At 69.8% G+C, this 17,808-nt stretch carries 17 protein-coding genes; 9 read left to right on the forward strand and 8 right to left on the reverse strand.

From position 1 onward, the window contains the following. Positions 1-2 precede the first annotated feature (2 nt). Positions 3-1,367 (reverse strand): ferredoxin reductase family protein, encoded by a 1,365-nt coding sequence (locus ACSHWB_RS42535; RefSeq protein ID WP_439658992.1) that lies wholly within the window; start codon positions 1,365-1,367, stop codon positions 3-5. Positions 1,368-1,569: 202 nt separating this feature from the next. Here ACSHWB_RS42535 and ACSHWB_RS42540 point away from each other — a divergent pair, with 202 nt between their 5' ends. The 4 genes from ACSHWB_RS42540 to ACSHWB_RS42555 all read left to right on the forward strand — a co-directional run bounded on the left by ACSHWB_RS42540 (position 1,570) and on the right by ACSHWB_RS42555 (position 4,534). After that, complete coding sequence (locus tag ACSHWB_RS42540) at positions 1,570-2,511, forward strand: pirin family protein (RefSeq protein WP_439658993.1); 942 nt, start codon at positions 1,570-1,572, stop codon at positions 2,509-2,511. 1 nt (position 2,512) lies between these two features. Next, the gene (locus tag ACSHWB_RS42545) at positions 2,513-2,941 is read left to right on the forward strand and encodes a hypothetical protein (RefSeq protein ID WP_439658994.1); all 429 of its coding nucleotides are present in this window, start codon (positions 2,513-2,515) and stop codon (positions 2,939-2,941) included. 299 nt (positions 2,942-3,240) lie between these two features. Further along, complete coding sequence (locus ACSHWB_RS42550) at positions 3,241-3,648, forward strand: SsgA family sporulation/cell division regulator (protein ID WP_439658995.1); 408 nt, start codon at positions 3,241-3,243, stop codon at positions 3,646-3,648. A gap of 70 nt (positions 3,649-3,718) precedes the next feature. Beyond that, the gene (locus ACSHWB_RS42555) at positions 3,719-4,534 is read left to right on the forward strand and encodes a helix-turn-helix domain-containing protein (protein ID WP_439658996.1); all 816 of its coding nucleotides are present in this window, start codon (positions 3,719-3,721) and stop codon (positions 4,532-4,534) included. On the opposite strand, the gene ACSHWB_RS42560 is transcribed toward ACSHWB_RS42555, so the two are convergent. Genes ACSHWB_RS42560 through ACSHWB_RS42580 form a run of 5 tightly spaced genes read right to left on the reverse strand, consistent with a single transcriptional unit; the run spans position 4,528 to position 9,754 of the window. Beyond that, positions 4,528-5,460, reverse strand: coding sequence for a glycoside hydrolase family 6 protein (locus ACSHWB_RS42560; RefSeq protein WP_439658997.1), 933 nt, complete (start codon positions 5,458-5,460; stop codon positions 4,528-4,530). The genes ACSHWB_RS42555 and ACSHWB_RS42560 overlap by 7 nt on opposite strands. Positions 5,461-5,518: 58 nt before the next feature. Then, complete coding sequence (locus tag ACSHWB_RS42565; RefSeq protein WP_439658998.1) at positions 5,519-5,815, reverse strand: hypothetical protein; 297 nt, start codon at positions 5,813-5,815, stop codon at positions 5,519-5,521. 1 nt (position 5,816) lies between these two features. Further along, a complete protein-coding gene (gene glpD, locus ACSHWB_RS42570; protein WP_439658999.1) occupies positions 5,817-7,427 on the reverse strand; it encodes a glycerol-3-phosphate dehydrogenase in 1,611 nt (536 codons plus the stop codon). Positions 7,428-7,452: 25 nt separating this feature from the next. Further along, positions 7,453-8,970 (reverse strand): glycerol kinase GlpK, encoded by a 1,518-nt coding sequence (gene glpK / locus ACSHWB_RS42575; protein ID WP_439659000.1) that lies wholly within the window; start codon positions 8,968-8,970, stop codon positions 7,453-7,455. Between the two features lie 28 nt (positions 8,971-8,998). Further along, positions 8,999-9,754 (reverse strand): MIP/aquaporin family protein, encoded by a 756-nt coding sequence (locus ACSHWB_RS42580; protein ID WP_439659001.1) that lies wholly within the window; start codon positions 9,752-9,754, stop codon positions 8,999-9,001. A gap of 242 nt (positions 9,755-9,996) precedes the next feature. Here ACSHWB_RS42580 and ACSHWB_RS42585 point away from each other — a divergent pair, with 242 nt between their 5' ends. Then, positions 9,997-10,761, forward strand: a complete 765-nt coding sequence (locus ACSHWB_RS42585; RefSeq protein ID WP_439659002.1) for an IclR family transcriptional regulator — start codon at positions 9,997-9,999, stop codon at positions 10,759-10,761. A 25-nt stretch (positions 10,762-10,786) separates the two neighbouring features. Then, the gene (gene glpK, locus ACSHWB_RS42590) at positions 10,787-12,280 is read left to right on the forward strand and encodes a glycerol kinase GlpK (RefSeq protein ID WP_439664770.1); all 1,494 of its coding nucleotides are present in this window, start codon (positions 10,787-10,789) and stop codon (positions 12,278-12,280) included. A gap of 72 nt (positions 12,281-12,352) precedes the next feature. Here the strand turns inward: glpK (ACSHWB_RS42590) and ACSHWB_RS42595 are convergent, their stop codons facing one another. Then, positions 12,353-13,729, reverse strand: coding sequence for an aminopeptidase P family protein (locus tag ACSHWB_RS42595; RefSeq protein WP_439659003.1), 1,377 nt, complete (start codon positions 13,727-13,729; stop codon positions 12,353-12,355). A gap of 170 nt (positions 13,730-13,899) precedes the next feature. On the opposite strand from ACSHWB_RS42595, the gene ACSHWB_RS42600 reads away from it, so the two are divergent. Genes ACSHWB_RS42600 through ACSHWB_RS42610 form a run of 3 tightly spaced genes read left to right on the forward strand, consistent with a single transcriptional unit; the run spans position 13,900 to position 16,242 of the window. Next, positions 13,900-14,373: a hypothetical protein gene (locus tag ACSHWB_RS42600; RefSeq protein ID WP_439659004.1), complete on the forward strand. Its 474-nt coding sequence runs from the start codon at positions 13,900-13,902 to the stop codon at positions 14,371-14,373. 3 nt (positions 14,374-14,376) lie between these two features. Beyond that, the gene (locus tag ACSHWB_RS42605) at positions 14,377-15,270 is read left to right on the forward strand and encodes a hypothetical protein (protein WP_439659005.1); all 894 of its coding nucleotides are present in this window, start codon (positions 14,377-14,379) and stop codon (positions 15,268-15,270) included. A gap of 27 nt (positions 15,271-15,297) precedes the next feature. Then, positions 15,298-16,242, forward strand: coding sequence for a LysR family transcriptional regulator (locus tag ACSHWB_RS42610; RefSeq protein ID WP_439659006.1), 945 nt, complete (start codon positions 15,298-15,300; stop codon positions 16,240-16,242). On the opposite strand, the gene ACSHWB_RS42615 is transcribed toward ACSHWB_RS42610, so the two are convergent. Then, positions 16,243-17,628, reverse strand: coding sequence for a collagenase (locus ACSHWB_RS42615; RefSeq protein ID WP_439659007.1), 1,386 nt, complete (start codon positions 17,626-17,628; stop codon positions 16,243-16,245). Positions 17,629-17,808 lie beyond the last annotated feature (180 nt).

Raw genomic sequence — 17,808 nt, forward strand, 5'->3', positions numbered from 1 at the left:
GGTCACCACCTGAACTCCTCGACGTGGACGCGGTCCGCGGGGACACCCGCGGCATTCGCGGCGCGGGTCACGGATTCCGCCCACGGCGCGGGCCCGCACACGTAGACGTCACGCTCGGCGATGTCCGGTACGAGGTGCCGCAGCGCGGACAGGTCGTCGACCGGCACGCCGTCGCCCAGCCACGAGCCGGCCGACCTGCGGTGGCCAGGCAGATCGACGACGCGCAGGCCGCGTTCGCGCGCCAGCACGCCGAACTCGGTCGCGAACAGCGGGCGTCGCGCGAAGCGGTGCAGCAGGACCGCCTCCCCCGGCCCGTACCCGAGCCCTTCCGCGAGCGCACGCAGCGGCGCCACGCCGACACCTGCTCCGATCAACGCGATCTTGCGGCGGGTTCGCGCGCGATCGGTGAGCCTGCCGAACGGACCTTCGAACAGCACGGGCGTGCCGGGACTCAGCTCACGCAGCGCCGTGCTGCCGTCGCCGAGCGCCCGCACGGTGATGCGCAGGCTGCGACCGTCCGGCGCGGCCGACAGCGAGTACGGGTTGGCGCGCGTCCACCCCGCGCGGTTCAGGAACCGCCAGCCGAAGAACTGCCCGGCCAGCGCCGGCATCCTGCCGAGGTCCTGCCCGGTCAGGTAGACCGACACGACGTCGTCGTCCTCCTGGACGACCGACGTCACGCGCAGACGGTGCCGCGCGTTGCGCCACAACGGCAGCCCGAGCCGCCACACCAGCACCGCGACCAGCGCGACCGCCCACAGGGTCCACCAGTAGACGGTGGCCGCCGCCGAGGTGAGGAACTCCTGTCCGGTCCACAGCTGGTGCGGCAGCGCGAGCCCGACGCCGAGGTAGCCGTAGAGGTGCAGCAGGTGCCACGACTCGTAACGCAGCTTCGCGCGGGCCGCCCGGACGCTCGTGACGACGGTCAGCACCAGACATGCGGTGCCCGCGAGCGCGAGCAGCATCGCCGGGTAGTCGACGACGAGTTCCCAGAGCTGGGCCGGAAACCGCGTCAGGTCGCCAGCCGCGTACCCCCATGTGATCAGCACCAGGTGCGCGAGCACGAGGTTGAACGAGGTGAAGCCGGTGAGCCGGTGCACCGCGACCAGGCGGTCCTGGCCGAACGCCCGTTCCAGCACCGGCAACCGGGCCATCAGCAGCACCTGCACGAGCAGCAGGTCCGACCCGAGCAGACCGGTGAGGCGGCCCAGCGAGTTCAGTCCGGACTCCCAGCCACCGAGGTCGCCGATCCCACCGCCCGCGGCCCACCAGTACGTCACGAGCGCCAGTCCCGCCCACAGGAGCCCGATGGCGACGCCCCGCACCCCGGAGTCGAGCGGACGTCTTCGCCTGGTCTCCGGCGTCATGTCCCCTGCCCGTCCTGCCCCGGCAACTCGCCCCGCGTGCCGAACCTGTCGTCGGGGAGCTTCCAGCGGGATCCGCTGGCGGTGTTCGGGTCGACGTCCACGTGACGCTCCTTCGCTCTCGACTCGTCCCATGCTCGACGGCGACTCTGAAGCCAGGGCAAGAACGAGCTGTGAGTCGGCTGAACCGCATACGATCACCGGCGTGAGCAATGTCGAGGCCGAGCCCGCAGAGTTGACGTGCATCTCCTCCCCCGGCGGCGTGGAAGTGCTGGCGCCGCGGGACGTCCCCCTGGGCGGCCCGCGAGCGATGTCCGTGCGCCGAACGCTCCCCCAGAAGCAACGGTCGCTCATCGGCGCGTGGTGCTTCTGCGACCACTACGGCCCGGACGACGTCAGCATGGACGTGGCCCCACACCCCCACACGGGACTGCAGACCGTCAGCTGGCTGTTCACCGGCGAGATCGAGCACCGCGACAGCCACGGCGTCCACGCTTTCATCCGCCCCGGCGAGCTCAACCTGATGACGGGCGGCAGCGGCATCTGCCACTCCGAACAGTCCACTCAGTCTTCTTCTGTCCTCCACGGCGTGCAGCTCTGGCTGGCCCTGCCCGACTCCGAGCGCGACGCACCCCGCGACTTCCAGCACTACGTCCCGCCTCACGTGACCTTGGACGGCGCCTCGGCACGCGTGTTCCTCGGCTCGCTGGCGGGCTCGACGTCCCCGGTCCGCACCTTCACTCCCCTGCTCGGCGTCGAGATCGAGGTGTCGGCCGGCGCCTCGGTGACGCTGGACGTCGACCCGTCGTTCGAGCACGGCGTCCTGCTGGACACCGGGGACGTGACGCTGGGCTCGACCGTCCTCGACCCCGGCTCGCTCGGGTACATCGGCACCGGTCGGTCGACGCTGACTTTGTCGTCGGTCGCCGGTGCGCGGGTCGTGCTGCTGGGTGGGGTGCCGTTCGGGGAGGAGATCGTCATGTGGTGGAACTTCATCGGGCGCACGCACGACGAGATCGCCGCGTTCCGGGAGGAGTGGCAGGCGGAGACCGACCGGTTCGGGCGGGTGGTGGGGTATCCCGGGGATCGGTTGCCGGCGCCGCCGTTGCCGGGTGGTCGGTTGCGTCCGCGCGGAAACCCGGCCTGACGTGGACCTCGACGCACGGCAGGCCGCCGTCGCCGCGCTGATCACCCTCGCGGCCGGTTCCGACTGCCAGGACCGGGCCGACGCGGGTCGTGCCCTCGCGAGCTTCGTCGATCTTCCCGAGGCCCGCCCGGTGCTGCTCGGGCTCGCGCTCGACCCGGAGAACACCCTCGTCGTGCAGGAGACAGCCGAAGCGTTGTTCCGCAGCACCGACGCGGAGGCTCTGGCGATCGCCTGCGCGGCCGCCGCCGCGGCCGACTACAGCCAGATCGACCACGTCCACGACGCGTTCCACACCGCGGTCGGACCGTTCACACAGGTCCGGGCGACGTACCTCGCCCGGTGTCAGGAGCTCGCGAACGACAGCGCCCGGCCCGCCGACGTCCGCGCCGGAGCGGCGACGCTCGTCGCCTCGCTCAACGAGATGCGGTAGGTCACCTTCCGTGCCGAATTGACTACAGAAAGCGCGTTCACTTTTAAGTGGAATTTAAGGTAGCGACCTCACCTATCCCAGGATCCGGTCCGTCTCACCTGGTGACCCCATCCACAGATGACCGAACCCGACCAGCACAAAGAACACAAAACCCCAGGTCAGAACGCGCTGACGAACCCGTCTCACCAGGCAGGAGCAGCCACTTGTCAAAAGTCATACTTGGGGACCATTGAAAATCACGTTCCGATCGCTTTTCCTGATCGAGGCATCCACGGAGGCTGCCGGACGTCTAAGGGGGCATGAGGAACGTGACACGAGTGGGCGCCGACTCGACATTCGCCTTCATCGCTCCGTCGGGGCGCCCGTTGCCCGTCGACGTCGAACTCGGCTACCGCGCCGACGACCCGCACGCCGTGACCATGACGTTCCGCATGGGACGCCAGGAGACCGTGTGGCTCGTGAGCCGCGACCTGCTCGCCGACGGGTTGATCACCACCAGTGGTGCGGGCGATGTGCGGCTGCGGCCCCACAACTCCACCACCGCCGTGCTCGAGCTGAGCTCCGACGTGTCGCACGCCGTGTTCCACGTGCAGTCGTCCGAGCTGCAGGAGTTCCTGAACTCCACCTACGACGTGGTCGCCCCCGGTTGCGAGAACGACTACGTCGACTTCGAGGCCGAGCTCCGCAAGCTGCTCGACGAGAACTAGCGAGAAGCGCCGCGTTTTCACCCGAACGAGCCCGTATCATGGAGTGATTCCAACCCATACGTTCGAAGTCGTGACAGTGACGACTTCCACCGCGTACAGCAGGGATCTGGGCGACGAACTGCGCCGTCTCCGGCAGAGGTTCACCGGCTTGAGGGGCCGCGCGATGGCGCTGCAGCTCGGCTGGGACCCGAGCAAGGTCTCCAACCTCGAGCACGGCAAGATCAGGGGCACGGACATCGACCTCGCGCAGTACCTCACCGTGTGCGGCAAGGACATCGACTTCTTCGAGGACTTCCTTCGCCGCTACCACAACGCCTTCGACCCGTACCTCGCGCAGGAACCGGGCAACCTCCGCACGCTCGCGATGACGGAGGCGATGGCCACCGGCATCACTGCGTACGACATCCTGTCCGTCAACAGCCTCCTGCAGACACCGCACTACGCGCGCGCCCTGCAGGCCGCGACCGGGCAGCCGATCGAGGACCTGGACAGGCAGGCGGTCATGCGCCGCCCCAACGGCCCCAAGTGCGTCTTCTACCTGCACGAGCTGGCGCTGCGGATGCGGCTCGGCAGCGAGCAGGTGATGGAGGAGCAGTACGTGTGGCTGCTCGCGAACTCCTCCATCGTCCGCATCGTGCCGGAAGAGGCGGCCACGGCGGCGTTCCAGTCGACGTGCACGCTGTTCGAGTTCGAGAAGGCGCCGCCGCTCGTGTACTCGGAGTCCGACCTGGCCAAGGTCTTCGCCCAGGGCGAGGCCGCCGTCGAACGGAGCAGGAAGCTCTTCGAGCTGCTCGACGAGGTCGCCCTGGACGAGAACCAGACGCGGCGCAAGCTCGCGGAGTACCGCGGGCCCACACCGTTGCGCGCCCTGGCCAGGACTCAGTAGCCGTACACCAGGTCGAACGCGAGCTGCGGGTCGAACTTGCCGGCGTCGACGCCGGGTGCCTTGCCGCACCGGCCGTCCGAGTCGCCGGGAACCTTGACCCACAACAACATCTCCGCGCCGCCACCGGTGCGGGCGGGCGTGCCGAGCCTGCGGCCGCCGGGGTTGCACCACTCGCCGTTGTGGCCGTTGCCGTTGCGGCTGGTGTCGATCACGTACGGCTTGGTGTAACCGGGAAGTGAGCCGCTGACCGAGTCGCCGTAGGCCGTCGAGGCCGCGGTGGTGTGGTAGTTCGACACGTTGATCGAGAAGCCGCGCACGTTGCGCACGCCCGCGGAGTCCAGGCGGGCGGCCATGGTCGCGGCGGGCACCCACTGCGCGTTGCCCGCGTCGAGGTACGCCCACGTGTTGGGTGCCTTGGCCTTGAACTGCTCGGTGGCGTACTTGATCATCGCCGTCCGCTCGGCGGTCTTGGCGGCGTCCATGCAGTTGAAGTCCGCCAGCGAGTCGGGCTCGATCACCACCACGGCCGGGCGCGTGCCGATGGCGGAGGCGAAGGAGGAGATCCAGGTCCGATAGGCCTCGGGCGTCCCCGCGCCGCCGCCGGAGTGGCCGCCGCACGCGTCGCGGCCGGGGATGTTGTAGGCGACCAGCACGGGCAGCTTGGTGCCGGTCTTGTTCACGTAGGCCGACACCGAGGTCTTGATGTCGCCGCTCCAGGCCCCGAACCAGCGGGCGATCGGCTTGCTGGCGATGTTCGCCCTGATCGCGGCCTGGCGGCCGTCGCCGGAGTGGTCGCGCACCCACACGGCGGGGTTGGAGTCCGGGTCGACGTAGAAGCCGTCGGTCAGGCCGACCGGGCTGGCGGCGTGCGCGGCAGGGGCGGTCGCGACGACGGCCAGCAGGGCCAGCGCGAGTGCTCTGATCATGTCCAGCACACTCGCGCCCCGCGCCTAAGCGGCGGTAAGTCCGGGTTGAACCAGCACCTCAGGGCTCGAGCGACCCGGCCTGGATCGGCAGCAACGGCGAGACCACGCGGGCGAACGGGCCGCTCTGCACGACCCCTCCCCCGGGCCCGGCGAACGGCGCGGCGGGATCCAGCAGGTCGGGCATCCGGGCCCACACGGCCCACCGCTCGTCCCACGCCTGGATCACGTCGAGCTGCCCGCCGGGGAGGAACCGGGACAGGTGCACCCCTGCGACCTGCCCGGTGTTCCCCAGCAGCGGGAGCAGCCGGAAGCCACCTTCCCGCCGCAACCTCTCGATCAGCTCCGCGCTGTCCATCTCATCTCGCCGCCAACTCCGTGTGAGCCCGATAAGCCTCAACAGCAGCACCACGTTCAGCCGAAGACCACCCCAGCGGACCGGCGATCAGGTCGGCGACCTCACCGGCGACCGAGGCACCGAAGTCCAGGTGCTCCATGGCGATCCGCGTCCGCCGCGCGAGCACGTCCTCCAGCCCCAGCGCGCCCTCGTGCGTCACGGCGTAGACGATCTCCGCCGCCAGGTACCCCGCGACGGGCTCGGCCAACGAGGGTTCCTGCGCGATCATCGCCAGCACGTCGGACACGGCGGAACCGTACCGGCGCAGCAGACGCTCCACAGTGGACGTGGGCAGGCCGGACTCCACAGCGACTCGAGCCCGGTCCGCCCACAGCTCTTGGAAACCGACGGCGCCGCACAACGGCAGCCTGGCGGTCAGGGAAGGTGCCACCGCGCGTCCCAACCCGGAGACCGCGGCGTTCACGACGTCGGCGGCCATCACGCGGTAGGTCGTGTACTTGCCGCCCGCGATCACGAAGAACCCCGGCTCCGGCTGGGCCACCGCGTGTTCACGGGACAGCTTCGAGGTGTCGCTGGAGGCCCCGGCGAGCAACGGCCGCAGACCCGCGTACGTGCCGACGACGTCGTCCACGGTCAGCGGAGACCGCAGCACGGCGTTGACGTGGTCGAGGATGTACGAGACGTCCTCGGCAGTGGCGACCACGTCCTCGGGCGAGCCGGAGTACGGCGTGTCCGTCGTGCCGATGATCCAGTAAGCACCCCACGGGATCACGAACAGCACCGACTTCTCGGTCTGCGTGATCAGCCCGCCGTCCAACTGGATCTTCGACCGCTCCACCAGCACGTGCACGCCCTTGGACATCCGCACGTGGAACGGCGGTGTGCCGGGCGACATCGAGTTCAGCGAATCGGTCCACACACCGGTGGCGCTGATGACCCGCCGCGCCCGCACCACGTGCGTCACGCCCGTCAGCTCATCGCGCACCGAGGCACCGGACACCCGGCCATCGGTTCGCAGCAACGACGTGACCCGTGCCCGCGACACCACGGTCGCACCGTGCTGGGCGGCCGTGCGGACGAGAGTCGTGACGAGCCGCGCGTCGTCCATCTGCGCGTCGTAGTAACGAATGGCGCCGGCGAACGCGTCGGAGTCCAGCGACGGGCCCAGAGCGGCCATCTTGCGGCGCGACAAGTGCCGGTGCATCGGCACCGCCCCGGCGCCGCCGATCGAGTCGTACAACATCACGCCCGCGCCGACGTAGGCGCGTTCCCACTGCTTCTTCAACGGGAAGAGGAACGGCACCGGCCGCACCAGGTGCGGTGCGAGCCGGCGCAGCAACAACCCGCGTTCCTTCAGAGCTTCCCTGACCAGCTTGAACTCCAGCTGCTCCAGGTAGCGCAGCCCGCCGTGGACGAGCTTGCTGGACCGGCTCGACGTGCCCGCCGCCCAGTCGTCGGCCTCGACCAGGGCGACGGAGAGGCCGCGCGCCGCCGCATCGAGTGCAGCGCCCGCGCCGACCACCCCGCCTCCGACGACGAGGACGTCGAACTCCGTGCTGCCCAACGTCTCCAGGGAACGGGCACGCCGAGCCGGATCCAGCCTTGCGAACAACTTCTTCAGCTCCTAAAGAAAGAAGTCAGCGAACGTCGGCGTCGACCCAGTCGAACGACTTGGTGACGGCCTTCTTCCAGTTGCGGTACTCGCGCTCGCGCTCGTCGGAGTCGAGCTCCGGCGTCCAGCGCTTGTCCTCTGCCCAGTTGGCGCGCAGCTCGTCGAGCCCCGACCAGTAACCGACGGCCAGGCCGGCGGCGTACGCGGCACCGAGCGCGGTCGTCTCGGCGACGACCGGACGCACGACGGGAACGTCCAGCACGTCCGCCTGGAACTGCATCAGCAGCTCGTTGGCGACCATGCCGCCGTCGACCTTCAGCTCGGTCAGCGGCACACCGGAGTCGGCGTTCATCGCGTCCAGCACCTCGCGGGTCTGGAACGCCGTCGCCTCCAGCACGGCCCGCGCCAGGTGACCCTTGTTGACGAACCGGGTCAGGCCGACGACCGCACCCCGCGCGTCCGCTCGCCAGTACGGCGCGAACAGACCGGAGAACGCCGGCACGAAGTACGCGCCACCGTTGTCGTCGACCGTCTTCGCGAGCGTCTCGATCTCCGCGGCCGAGCCGATGATGCCGAGGTTGTCGCGCAGCCACTGCACCAGCGAGCCGGTGACGGCGATGGAGCCTTCCAGCGCGTAGACGGGGGCCTCGTCACCGATCTTGTAGCAGACGGTCGTGAGCAGACCGTTCTTCGAGGCGACCTTCTCGGTACCGGTGTTGAGCAACATGAAGTTGCCGGTGCCGTAGGTGTTCTTGGCGGTGCCGGGCTCGTAGCAGACCTGGCCGAACGTGGCGGCCTGCTGGTCGCCCAGGATGCCCGCGATCGGCACGCCCTTCAGCACGCCGCCGGGGCCGCCGGTGCCGTACACCTCGGAGGAGGACCGGATCTCCGGCAGCATGGACAGCGGGATGCCCATGTCCGAGGCGATCTCCGCGTCCCACTGCAGCGTGTCGAGGTCCATCAGCATGGTCCGCGACGCGTTGGTGACGTCCGTGGCGTGCACACCGCCGTTGGGGCCGCCGGTGAGGTTCCACAGCGTCCACGTGTCGGTGTTGCCGAACAGCAGGTCGCCGGCCTCGGCGCGCTCACGGGCGCCCTCGACGTTGTCGAGGATCCAGCGGATCTTGGGGCCGGAGAAGTAGGTCGCGAGCGGCAGGCCGACCTTCGCCTTGTAGCGGTCGGCACCGCCGCCGAGGGCGCCGAGCTCCTCGACGATCGCCTGGGTGCGGGTGTCCTGCCAGACGATCGCGTTGTAGACGGGTTCGCCGGTGTTCTTGTCCCACACCACCGCGGTCTCGCGCTGGTTGGTGATGCCGACGGCGGCGAGGTCGCCGGTGTTGAGGTCGGCGGTGGAGAGCGCCTGGCCGATCACGAACCGGGTGTTCTCGGAGATCTCCACCGGGTTGTGCTCGACCCAGCCGGCACGCGGGAAGATCTGCTCGTGCTCCTTCTGGCCCACGGCGACGATGGAGCCGCTGTGGTCGAAGATGATCGCCCGCGTGCTGGTCGTGCCCTGGTCGACGGCGAGAACGTACTGCGACATCGAAGAAGTCCTTTCCGGATGGTCAGCGTCAGAACGCGAGCGAAGCGATCACACCGGCGAGCGCGCCACCGATGATCGGGCCGACGACCGGCACCCAGGAGTAACCCCAGTCGGAGTCCTTCTTGCCGATGGCCTCGCCCTCGGTGCCCTTGTAGCCCATGGGAAGCAGGGCGTGCGCGATGCGCGGACCGAGGTCACGGGCCGGGTTGATCGCGTAGCCGGTGGGGCCACCGAGGGAGGCGCCGATGCCGACGACCAGCAGTGCGGCGGCCAGCGGGCCGATCTGGGTCGGCGTCTTGCCGAACGCGAGGATCACGAAGACCAGGACGAAGGTGCCGATGATCTCGCACACCAGGTTCCAGGTGTAGCTGCGGATCGCCGGGCCCGTGGAGAACACGGCGAGCTTGAGACCGTGGTCGGGCGTCTCCTCGAAGTGCGGCTTGTAGGCGAGCCACGCGAGCACGGCACCGAGGAAGGCGCCGAGGAACTCACCGGCGAAGTAGATGAGCGTCGAGCCGAAGCTGACCGGAACACCAGGGGCGTACTCGGCCGCACCGCTGGTGAGAATGCCCACCGTCACCGCCGGGTTGAGGTGCGCGCCCGACTTGTAGGCGACGTACACACCGGCGAAGACACCGAGGCCCCAGCCGAAGTTGATCAACAGCCACCCGCCGTCGAAGCCCTTCGACTTGGCGAGCAGCACGTTGGCCACCACGCCCGCACCCAGCAACAGCAGGACGCCCGTACCGAGCACCTCGCTGAGGAACACTGACCCGAGACCCACGCTGGCCTCCCATTCGTCTTTGAACGGCTGATCACCACGTGGTGATTGAGGCGGAACGTATGACTGCCTGAACAGCTGTTCAACAGGTGCGGTTCGACAATGTCGACACCTGCTACCACCGAAGGTGTGACCGACCGGTCACGCTGCGCGCAGACAAGGCGTTTCAGGCCCGTGTCCAGGCGTGATGCCCGCCCTACGCGTTCGACATTGCCGACACGGGTCGTCTCAATTACGTTTCACGCGTGCCGGGACCCATCCAGTCGATCGAACGAGCCGCAGCCGTGCTGCGGCTCCTGGCGCGCGGCTCCGGCCACCACGGTCTCACGGAGATAGCCGACTCGCTCGGTCTGGCGCGGGGCACCGCGCACGGGATTCTCCGCACGCTGCAACGGGTCGAGTTCGTCGAGCAGGACCAGACGACGGGCCGCTACCGGCTCGGCGCGGCACTGCTGCACCTGGGAACGTCCTACCTCGACGCCAACGAGCTGCGTTCTCGATCGATCAACTGGGCCGACACGCTCGCCGCGAGGTCGGGCCAGGAGGTGCGGATCGGCATGCACCACGACGGCGCCGTGCTCGTCGTGCACCACGTGTTCCGGCCCGATGACTCTGTGCAAACACTCGGCATCGGCGCGATGCTGCCGTTGCACGCCACCGCGCTCGGCAAGGTGCTGCTGGCCTACGACCCGGACCTGTCGGCGGCCGTGCGCCGGCGGGAGCTGACGTCGTTGACGCGCAGGACGATCACGCGCACCCAGATGCTCGAGCGCGTGCTGACGGAGGTGCGCGGGCAGGGCTGGGCGGGCGAGGCGGAGGAGTACATGCCGGGCGAGGCCAGCATCGCCGCGCCCATCCGCATCCCCGGCGGGCTCGTGATCGGCGCGATCGGCATCTCCGGCGCGGCGGACCGGCTGTGCGACTCGGCCGGCCGTCCGCGTGCGACGCTGGTGCGCCAGGTAGTGCAGGCCGCGGAATCAGTCACCACTTCGCTTGTCGACGAGAACTGAGGGGCTCGCCGTGCAACGGTTCGTAATGGCGATCGACCAGGGGACGACGTCGACGCGCTGCATCGTGTTCGACCAGAACGCCCGCCTCGTCGCGGTCGCCCAGCGCGAGCACCGGCAGTACCACCCGCGGCCGGGCTGGGTGGAGCAGGACGCCGTGGAGATCTGGCGCAACGTCGACCGGATCGTGCCGCAGGCGTTGCGGCAGGCGGGGATCACCGCCGACCAGGTCGTCGCGATGGGCATCACGAACCAGCGCGAGACGTTCGTGCTGTGGGACCGGCACACGGGTGTCCCGATCGGACGCGCGATCGTCTGGGAGGACATCCGCACCGAGGACGTCGTCACCGAACTGGGCAAGAAGCCCGGACTCGAGGAGGTCCGCGACCGCTGCGGCCTGCCGCTCGCGACCTACTTCTCCGCGCCGTCGCTGCGGTGGATGCTCGACAACGTGGCCGGGCTGCGTGCGAAGGCCGACCGCGGCGACGTCCTGTTCGGCACCATGGACACCTGGCTGATCTGGAACCTCACCGGCGGGGTCAACGGCGGCCTGCACGTCACGGACGTGACCAACGCGTCGCGGACGATGCTGATGAACCTCTCGACACGGCAATGGGATCCGATGCTGCTGGGGTTCTTCGGCGTGCCGTCGTCGATGCTGCCGGAGATCCGGCCGTCGACGGAGATCAGCGGTGTCACGACCCGCGTGGTCCCGGGCATCAAGATCGCGGCAGCGTTGGGAGACCAGCACGCGGCGTTGTTCGGGCAGACCTGTTTCGAGAAGGGGTCGATCAAGGGCACGTACGGCACCGGCGGGTTCCTGTTGATGAACACGGGACCCGAACTGGTGCGGTCGAAGCACGGGCTGCTGACGACGATCGGCTACCAGATCGGCGGCGAGCCGGCGTACGCGCTGGAGGGTTCGATCGCCGTCGCCGGGTCGCTGGTGCAGTGGTTCCGCGACAACCTCGGGCTGATCCACTCCGCACCGGAGATCGAGACCCTGGCGCGCACGGTGAAGGACAACGGCGGCTGCTACATCGTGCCGGCGTTCTCCGGGTTGTTCGCGCCGCACTGGCTCTCCCAGGCGCGCGGGCTCGTCGTCGGGCTGACCTCGTACATCAACAAGGGACACCTGGCGCGGGCCGTGCTGGAGGCGACGGGCTGGCAGACCCGCGAGGTCGTGGACGCCATGAACGCCGACCTCGGGGTGCCGACGCCGGTGCTGAAGGTGGACGGCGGGATGACCGCCGACCACCTGCTGATGCAGTTCATCTCGGACGTGCTGGACATCCCCGTGCAGCGGCCCCTGGTCGCGGAGACCGTGTCGCTGGGCGCCGCCTACGCCGCGGGGCTCGCCGCCGGGTACTGGCCGGACCTGGAGGGGTTGCGGCGCAACTGGCACCTGGCCGCGCGGTGGAACCCGGCGATGGACGCCCGGCACCGCGAGGACGAGTACGCGAACTGGAAGCGGGCCGTGGAACTCACGTTCGCGTGGGCCCGCTCCACTCCGTCCACTTAGGAACGCTTTTGGCGTCTGCAAGTACCACCTTCCCGGAGTCGGTAGTACTTGCAGACGCCTCAGCAGGCAGGGTCAGGAGCGCTGCTTGCGCACCCACGCGCTGACGTCGTCGGCGGCGATCGGCAGCGAGTCCGACAGGTTGTCGGCGCCGTCGCTCGTCACCACCAGGTCGTCCTCGATGCGCACGCCGATGCCTCGCAGCTCGGGCGGCAGCGTCTCGTCGTTCGGGTGGAAGTACAGGCCCGGCTCGACGGTCAGCGCCATGCCGCGTTCCAGGATGCCCTGCTGGTAGGTCTCCTGGCGGGCGTCCGCGCAGTCGTGCACGTCCAGACCGAGGAAGTGCCCGGTGCCGCAGACGATGTAGCGGCGGTGGTGCTGCCCGAGCGGGTCCAGCGCCTTGTCGACGCTGACCGGCAGCAGGCCCCAGTCGTGCAGGCCCTCGGCGAGCACGCGCATGGCGGTGTGGTGGAACGCGCTGTAGTCGTTGCCCGGCCGCACCTCCGCGAGCGCCGCCACGTGCGAGGCGTGCACGAGGTCGTAGACCTGACGCTGCGCCGTGGAGAACTCGCCGCTCACCGGGAACGTGCGGGTGACGTCGGCGGTGTAGAGCGAGTTCATCTCGACACCCGCGTCGAGCAGCAGCAGGTCGGCGTCGTTCACGCGACCGTCGCAGCGCGTCCAGTGCAGCACCGGGGCGTGCGGTCCGGCGGCGACGATCGAGGTGTAGCCGGGGCCCTTGCCCTCGGTGCGGGCACGGCGGTCGAACGTGCCCTGCAGCCAGCGCTCTCCCCCGCCGCGCACGGCCTGGCCGAGCTCCATGGCGACGTCGGCGAAGCCCTTGACCGACGCGTCGACTGCCTGGCGGAGCTGGTCGATCTCCCAGTCGTCCTTGATGCGGCGCAGCTCGGCGAGCACCGTGCGCAGCTCGTCGCTGTGCGCGCCGGTCAGCGCGTCCAGCAGCGGGTCGACACCCTTGGCGACGAGCGTCTCGGGGTGACGGCCGCGCAGGGCGTTCGCCAGGTCCTCGATCGGCCGGGCGGTGATGCCGAGCGCCTCGCCCCACTCCTTCGGGCCGGCGGCGGCGCCGATCCAGAACGGGCTGCGGTCGGCGTCACCGAAGAAATCGACGCTGTGGGTCTCGCTCGGGACGGGCACGAACAGCGTGGCGTCCTCGGCGGTCAGCACCAGCACGGCGCCCTCGACCTGGCAGCCGGTCAGCCACACGAAGTCGCTGTCGGCGCGGAACTCGTGGAACGTGTCGTTGGACCGGACGTGCGCGCGCCCGGCGGCCAGCGCGATCCGCTTGCCCGGCAGCGCCTGCACGAGCCTGGCGCGGTGGGCGGCGGCCGCCTCCGCTGTGCCGGCAGGGAGGTCGACGGAGCTGTCCCACTCGCCCCAGCCGTCGCGGATGTACGTGCGGAAACCGTCCGCGTCCACCAGTTTCGCCATGTCGCGGCGTGTCCGAGCCAAATCGCGTCCTTCCAGAGTGGTCCTTCCTCCCACCCTTCCCCGTGCCGGAGAGATCCCGCCAATCCCAGTTGGCCATAGCTTCGGGCTATGGAAAGCGGGTGTATTCAGCGGCCGGCGGCGGCCGTCTACCTGTAAAGGAGGCATCCGCCATGAACCGCCCAACCGTCCTCTGTCTCCTGGCCGCCGCCACGCTCACGGCGTGCGGTCAGCCGCCATCACCCGGCACGTCCCAGGCCGTGCCGCAATCCGAGTTCACGACCACGCCGACCTCAACCACGACCACCGCCGTGCCGGACCCGCCGACCCGCACCACGACGACGAAGCCGCCCCCACCGCCGCCGAAACGCCCGGACCGCTGGGTGCTCACCTCCGACCTGCGCGGATCCATCGAGGAGCAGACCGGGATCCCGTTCACGCTGTCCTGGACCACCATCTCGGGCCAGCTCACGGAGGCCTGCCCCGGCAAGAAGCTGTGCGTCGGCTACACCCTGGTGGTCGACGGGTCCACGGGCACCGAGGGTGACTGCACCGTCATCAAGGGAGGCATCAAGGTGCCCGTTCCCCTGCACGAGGGCGGCAAGATCACGTTCAGGATCACCAACGACAAGTGCTCCGAGGGCTGACCCGTGCGCCCGGCCACCGCCAGGCCGACGGACGAGGCGCCGTCGAAGGGGCTGCGGGTCTTCGGTTCGCTGCTCGCGCCGACCACCGTGCTGACCGCGCTGCTGTTCTACTTCGGCACCCGGCACGCGACGTACTTCTGCCAGTGGTTCGGCGTGCACTACTCCGTGCTCGGCCTGACCGCACCGGACTACCTGATCCGCAGCTCGGACGGCATGTTCGTGCCGCTGACCGTGCTGGCGGCGGCCGGGCTCACGGCGTTGTGGGGCTACCGGTTCCTGCACTCGGCACTGGCGCCGAGGACGTGGCGCGCCCTGACCCGGCGCGCCGTCCCGGTGCTGGTGGCGCTGGGTCTCGTGCTCCTGCTGCTCGGGCTCACGGGCCTCGTGGCGTCGCGGCTGCTCTACGCCGTGCCCGGTCTGCCAGGGGTGTGCGTGGCGCTGGGCGTGATCCTGTTCCCGGTGGCGGAACACCTGCACACGACGGTGTCCGGGAAGCGCGCCGCCGGGGTCGTGCCGGTGATCCAGTGGACGTTCACGTTCGTGCTGGCGAGCATCGGCCTGTTCTGGGCGGTCAACGACTACTCGGCGGCCGTCGGGGCGGCCAGGGGGTACGAGTACCAGACGAACCTGGGCACCCTGCCCAGGACGGTCGTGTTCAGCGCCAAGGACATCGGGATCAGCGGGCCGGGCGTCACCGCGACCGCGTGCACCGCGGCGGACTCGGCGTACCGGTTCCGCTACGACGGGCTGGTCCTGGTCCTGCAGTCGGCCGGCCAGAGCCTCCTGCTGCCGAGGGAGTGGAACCAGCGCGACGGGACGGCGTTCGTGCTGCCGCGCTCCGGCGACACGCGCCTGGAGTTCTCGCGGGCGGAGGCCCAGCTCGACCACTCCTGCTGAGCGCGGGGACGCGTATAGCCTGGCCCTATGGAACTGGAGATCCGGCACCTGCGGGCGATCTGCGCCATCGGTGACGCGGGCAGCCTCTCCCGCGCGGCGACGCAGCTCGGCATCTCCCAGCCGTCGCTCACCACCCTGCTGCAACGGGTGGAGCGCCTGGTCGGCGGCTCGCTCTTCGACCGCGGCCGGGCCGGCGCCGTTCCCACGCCGCTGGGCGCGCAGATGCTGCAACGGGCCCGGTTGCTGCTGGTCGAGCTGGACTCGTTCGGCTCGGACATGGCAGGACGCGACGGTCCGGTCCGGCTCGGGTCGGTGCACATGGAGTGCGTGGCGCCGCTGTACGCCCGGCTGGAAGAGGTGCTCGACGACATCACCCTCGTGGTCGACCCGTCCTCGACCGGGCTCGCGCTGGCGTTGGCGAACGGCCATCTCGACGCGGCGGTCATCGCCGTGGACGAGGACGGCGACCTGGGGCTGCCCCGAGGCGTGGCGCAGCGGGTCGTCGTGCCGTGGGTGCCGGTGTACATCGCCATTCCCGCTGGTCACCGGCTCGCGTCGAAACAGGAGATCGAGCTCTCCGACCTGGCAGGCGAGTCGTGGGTCGGGCCGCCCGGTGCCGAGGACGGTTCGCTGACGGCGTTGCGCGCGGCCTGCCGGGCGGCCGGGTTCGTGCCGCGGATCCGGTTCGAGATGCCGAGCGGCGCGGGCCGTCAGCTGATCGCGGCGGGCAAGGCGGTGCAGCTGGTCGAGCCGACGTCGCAGGGTGGTCCCGGCGTGGCGGTGCGCCCGCTGGCGGGGGCTCCGATGCGGATGCGGCTGGTGTTCGCGTGGCGGCGGGAGCGGCTGACCTGGAGCCAGGCCAGCCGCGTCTTCTCCGAGGTGCTGGGTGCCTACGCCGACCAGGCGCTGGCCAGTCCGGTGTTCCGGCCGTGGTGGGAGGAACGGGGAGCGGCGCTCACCTCGGCGTCCTGATCAGCTCGTGAGCGCGCCGAGCCAGGCGTACCAGTCGGCGTCGTAGCGCGAGCCGACCACCCGGGTCAGATGGTCGCGGGCGCCGGCCCAGTCCCCCGCCCGGTAGTCCGCGAGCACCGCCGAGACGTCGGCCGGGTGCTTCTCGACGAGGTACCTGACCGCCAGGTAACCCCAGTTGTAGACCCGCTTGGCGTCGTGGTCGTAGGTGGTGTCGAACAAGGTGCTCAGCGCGTAGGTCTGCTTCTTCGCCTCGGCCAGCGCGTCGGCGTAGACCTCGCCGCGGTAACTGTAGGAGAGGTACTCGGCGAAGCCCTCGATCCACCACACCGTCGGCGTGGTCATGTTCTCCTCGAAGTCGCCGTGCATGTCGAACCGGCCGTCGAGGTAGTGGGTGTACTCGTGGTTGAGGTTCCAGATCGCGAACGCCGGCAGCCAGTCGGCCTCGTGCGCGATGAACCGCGCCTGGTTGAGCGCCGGGTCGCCTTCGAGGTACATGCCGCCGTTGTTGGTGGAGATGTCGAACAACACCCCGGCGTACGTCCGGTAGTCGTTGCCGGTGTTGAAGACCACGACCTCCAGCGACGTGTTCTGGTCACCCGCAACGGGTCCCGGGTCGCGCACGACCCGGTGGAAGGCCGCGTCCTGGCCGGCGAGCGACGCGCAGGTCTGGCTCAGCTGGGTCCTGGTCAGCTGCTGGGCGCGGATCTTCAGCGTGGCGCCGCAGGTGTGCCGGACGGTGAGCACCCGGCGGTCGATCTTCGCGCGGAAGTCGCAGGTGCCGTAGCGGCGGCAGTTCGCCTTGTCGTACCAGTCCACCATCTCCGCGACGCCCACCCACATCGGGGCGAGGCTGCCGACGACGTCACCGCGTGAGGCGAGGTCCGCGAGCAACGGCCGGACACGCGTGGCGATGTCGTTGTGCTGCAGGAACCTGCCGAGCTCGCGGGTCGCGTTCTGGACCAGGTACTGCCTGTCGGTGCCGAAGAAGTCCAGGTGTGCCACCACGAACCGGCGCAGCGCCCGCAGGATCTCCGGCTCGGCGCGCACCGCGGCGAGGAACTCCGGCTGGGCGTGGCCGTAGTAGAGCAGCAGCATGCCCGCGTGCACGGCCGCGTCGTCGGCGCTGGTGTAGCCGTCGAGCAGGCGGGTCAGGGCGCGCAGGTCGGACGGGTAGTCGGCGGCCGTGGCCGTGTAGATGGTGGAATCGGGCCCGGGGTGCAGGATGGTCCGGGCGATCGCGGGCGGCAGCAGGGGGCTGTCCGGCGAGGTGAGTGAGGTGGTGGGCGCGGCGTGGCCGGGAGCCGTTCCCAGTGCCGGGTCCGCGGTGGCGTGCGCCGGCACCAGCAGTCCGGCCGACAACGCCACCACCAGGGCGAGTGATCTCATCAGGGTGTCCTCCGCAGGGTTCGAGGTGCCCCAGAGCGTCACACCGGCCGATGGCCCGCGATCATCCCTTCCGCTCATAGCGCGCCACTATGGGAGCGCTCACGACAACCTTGTCGTCCTGTCTCGCTCGTCCTCTTGACCCCAGCACTGAAGGCTCTACCTCGACTCCCCCACCTACCT

Source organism: Lentzea sp. HUAS TT2 (assembly GCF_051853195.1).
In the GTDB taxonomy this organism is placed as follows: domain Bacteria; phylum Actinomycetota; class Actinomycetes; order Mycobacteriales; family Pseudonocardiaceae; genus Lentzea.

What these genes read in the sequence shown, in the direction of transcription:
- ACSHWB_RS42535 (WP_439658992.1), bottom strand. Translation starts at nt 1,367, where the DNA reads ATGACGCCGGAGACCAGGCGAAGACGTCCGCTCGACTCCGGGGTGCGG.
- ACSHWB_RS42550 (WP_439658995.1), top strand. Translation starts at nt 3,241, where the DNA reads ATGAGGAACGTGACACGAGTGGGCGCCGACTCGACATTCGCCTTCATC.
- ACSHWB_RS42560 (WP_439658997.1), bottom strand. Translation starts at nt 5,460, where the DNA reads ATGATCAGAGCACTCGCGCTGGCCCTGCTGGCCGTCGTCGCGACCGCC.
- ACSHWB_RS42565 (WP_439658998.1), bottom strand. Translation starts at nt 5,815, where the DNA reads ATGGACAGCGCGGAGCTGATCGAGAGGTTGCGGCGGGAAGGTGGCTTC.
- glpK (WP_439659000.1), bottom strand. Translation starts at nt 8,970, where the DNA reads ATGTCGCAGTACGTTCTCGCCGTCGACCAGGGCACGACCAGCACGCGG.
- glpK (WP_439664770.1), top strand. Translation starts at nt 10,787, where the DNA reads ATGGCGATCGACCAGGGGACGACGTCGACGCGCTGCATCGTGTTCGAC.
- ACSHWB_RS42595 (WP_439659003.1), bottom strand. Translation starts at nt 13,729, where the DNA reads ATGGCGAAACTGGTGGACGCGGACGGTTTCCGCACGTACATCCGCGAC.
- ACSHWB_RS42600 (WP_439659004.1), top strand. Translation starts at nt 13,900, where the DNA reads ATGAACCGCCCAACCGTCCTCTGTCTCCTGGCCGCCGCCACGCTCACG.
- ACSHWB_RS42610 (WP_439659006.1), top strand. Translation starts at nt 15,298, where the DNA reads ATGGAACTGGAGATCCGGCACCTGCGGGCGATCTGCGCCATCGGTGAC.
- ACSHWB_RS42615 (WP_439659007.1), bottom strand. Translation starts at nt 17,628, where the DNA reads ATGAGATCACTCGCCCTGGTGGTGGCGTTGTCGGCCGGACTGCTGGTG.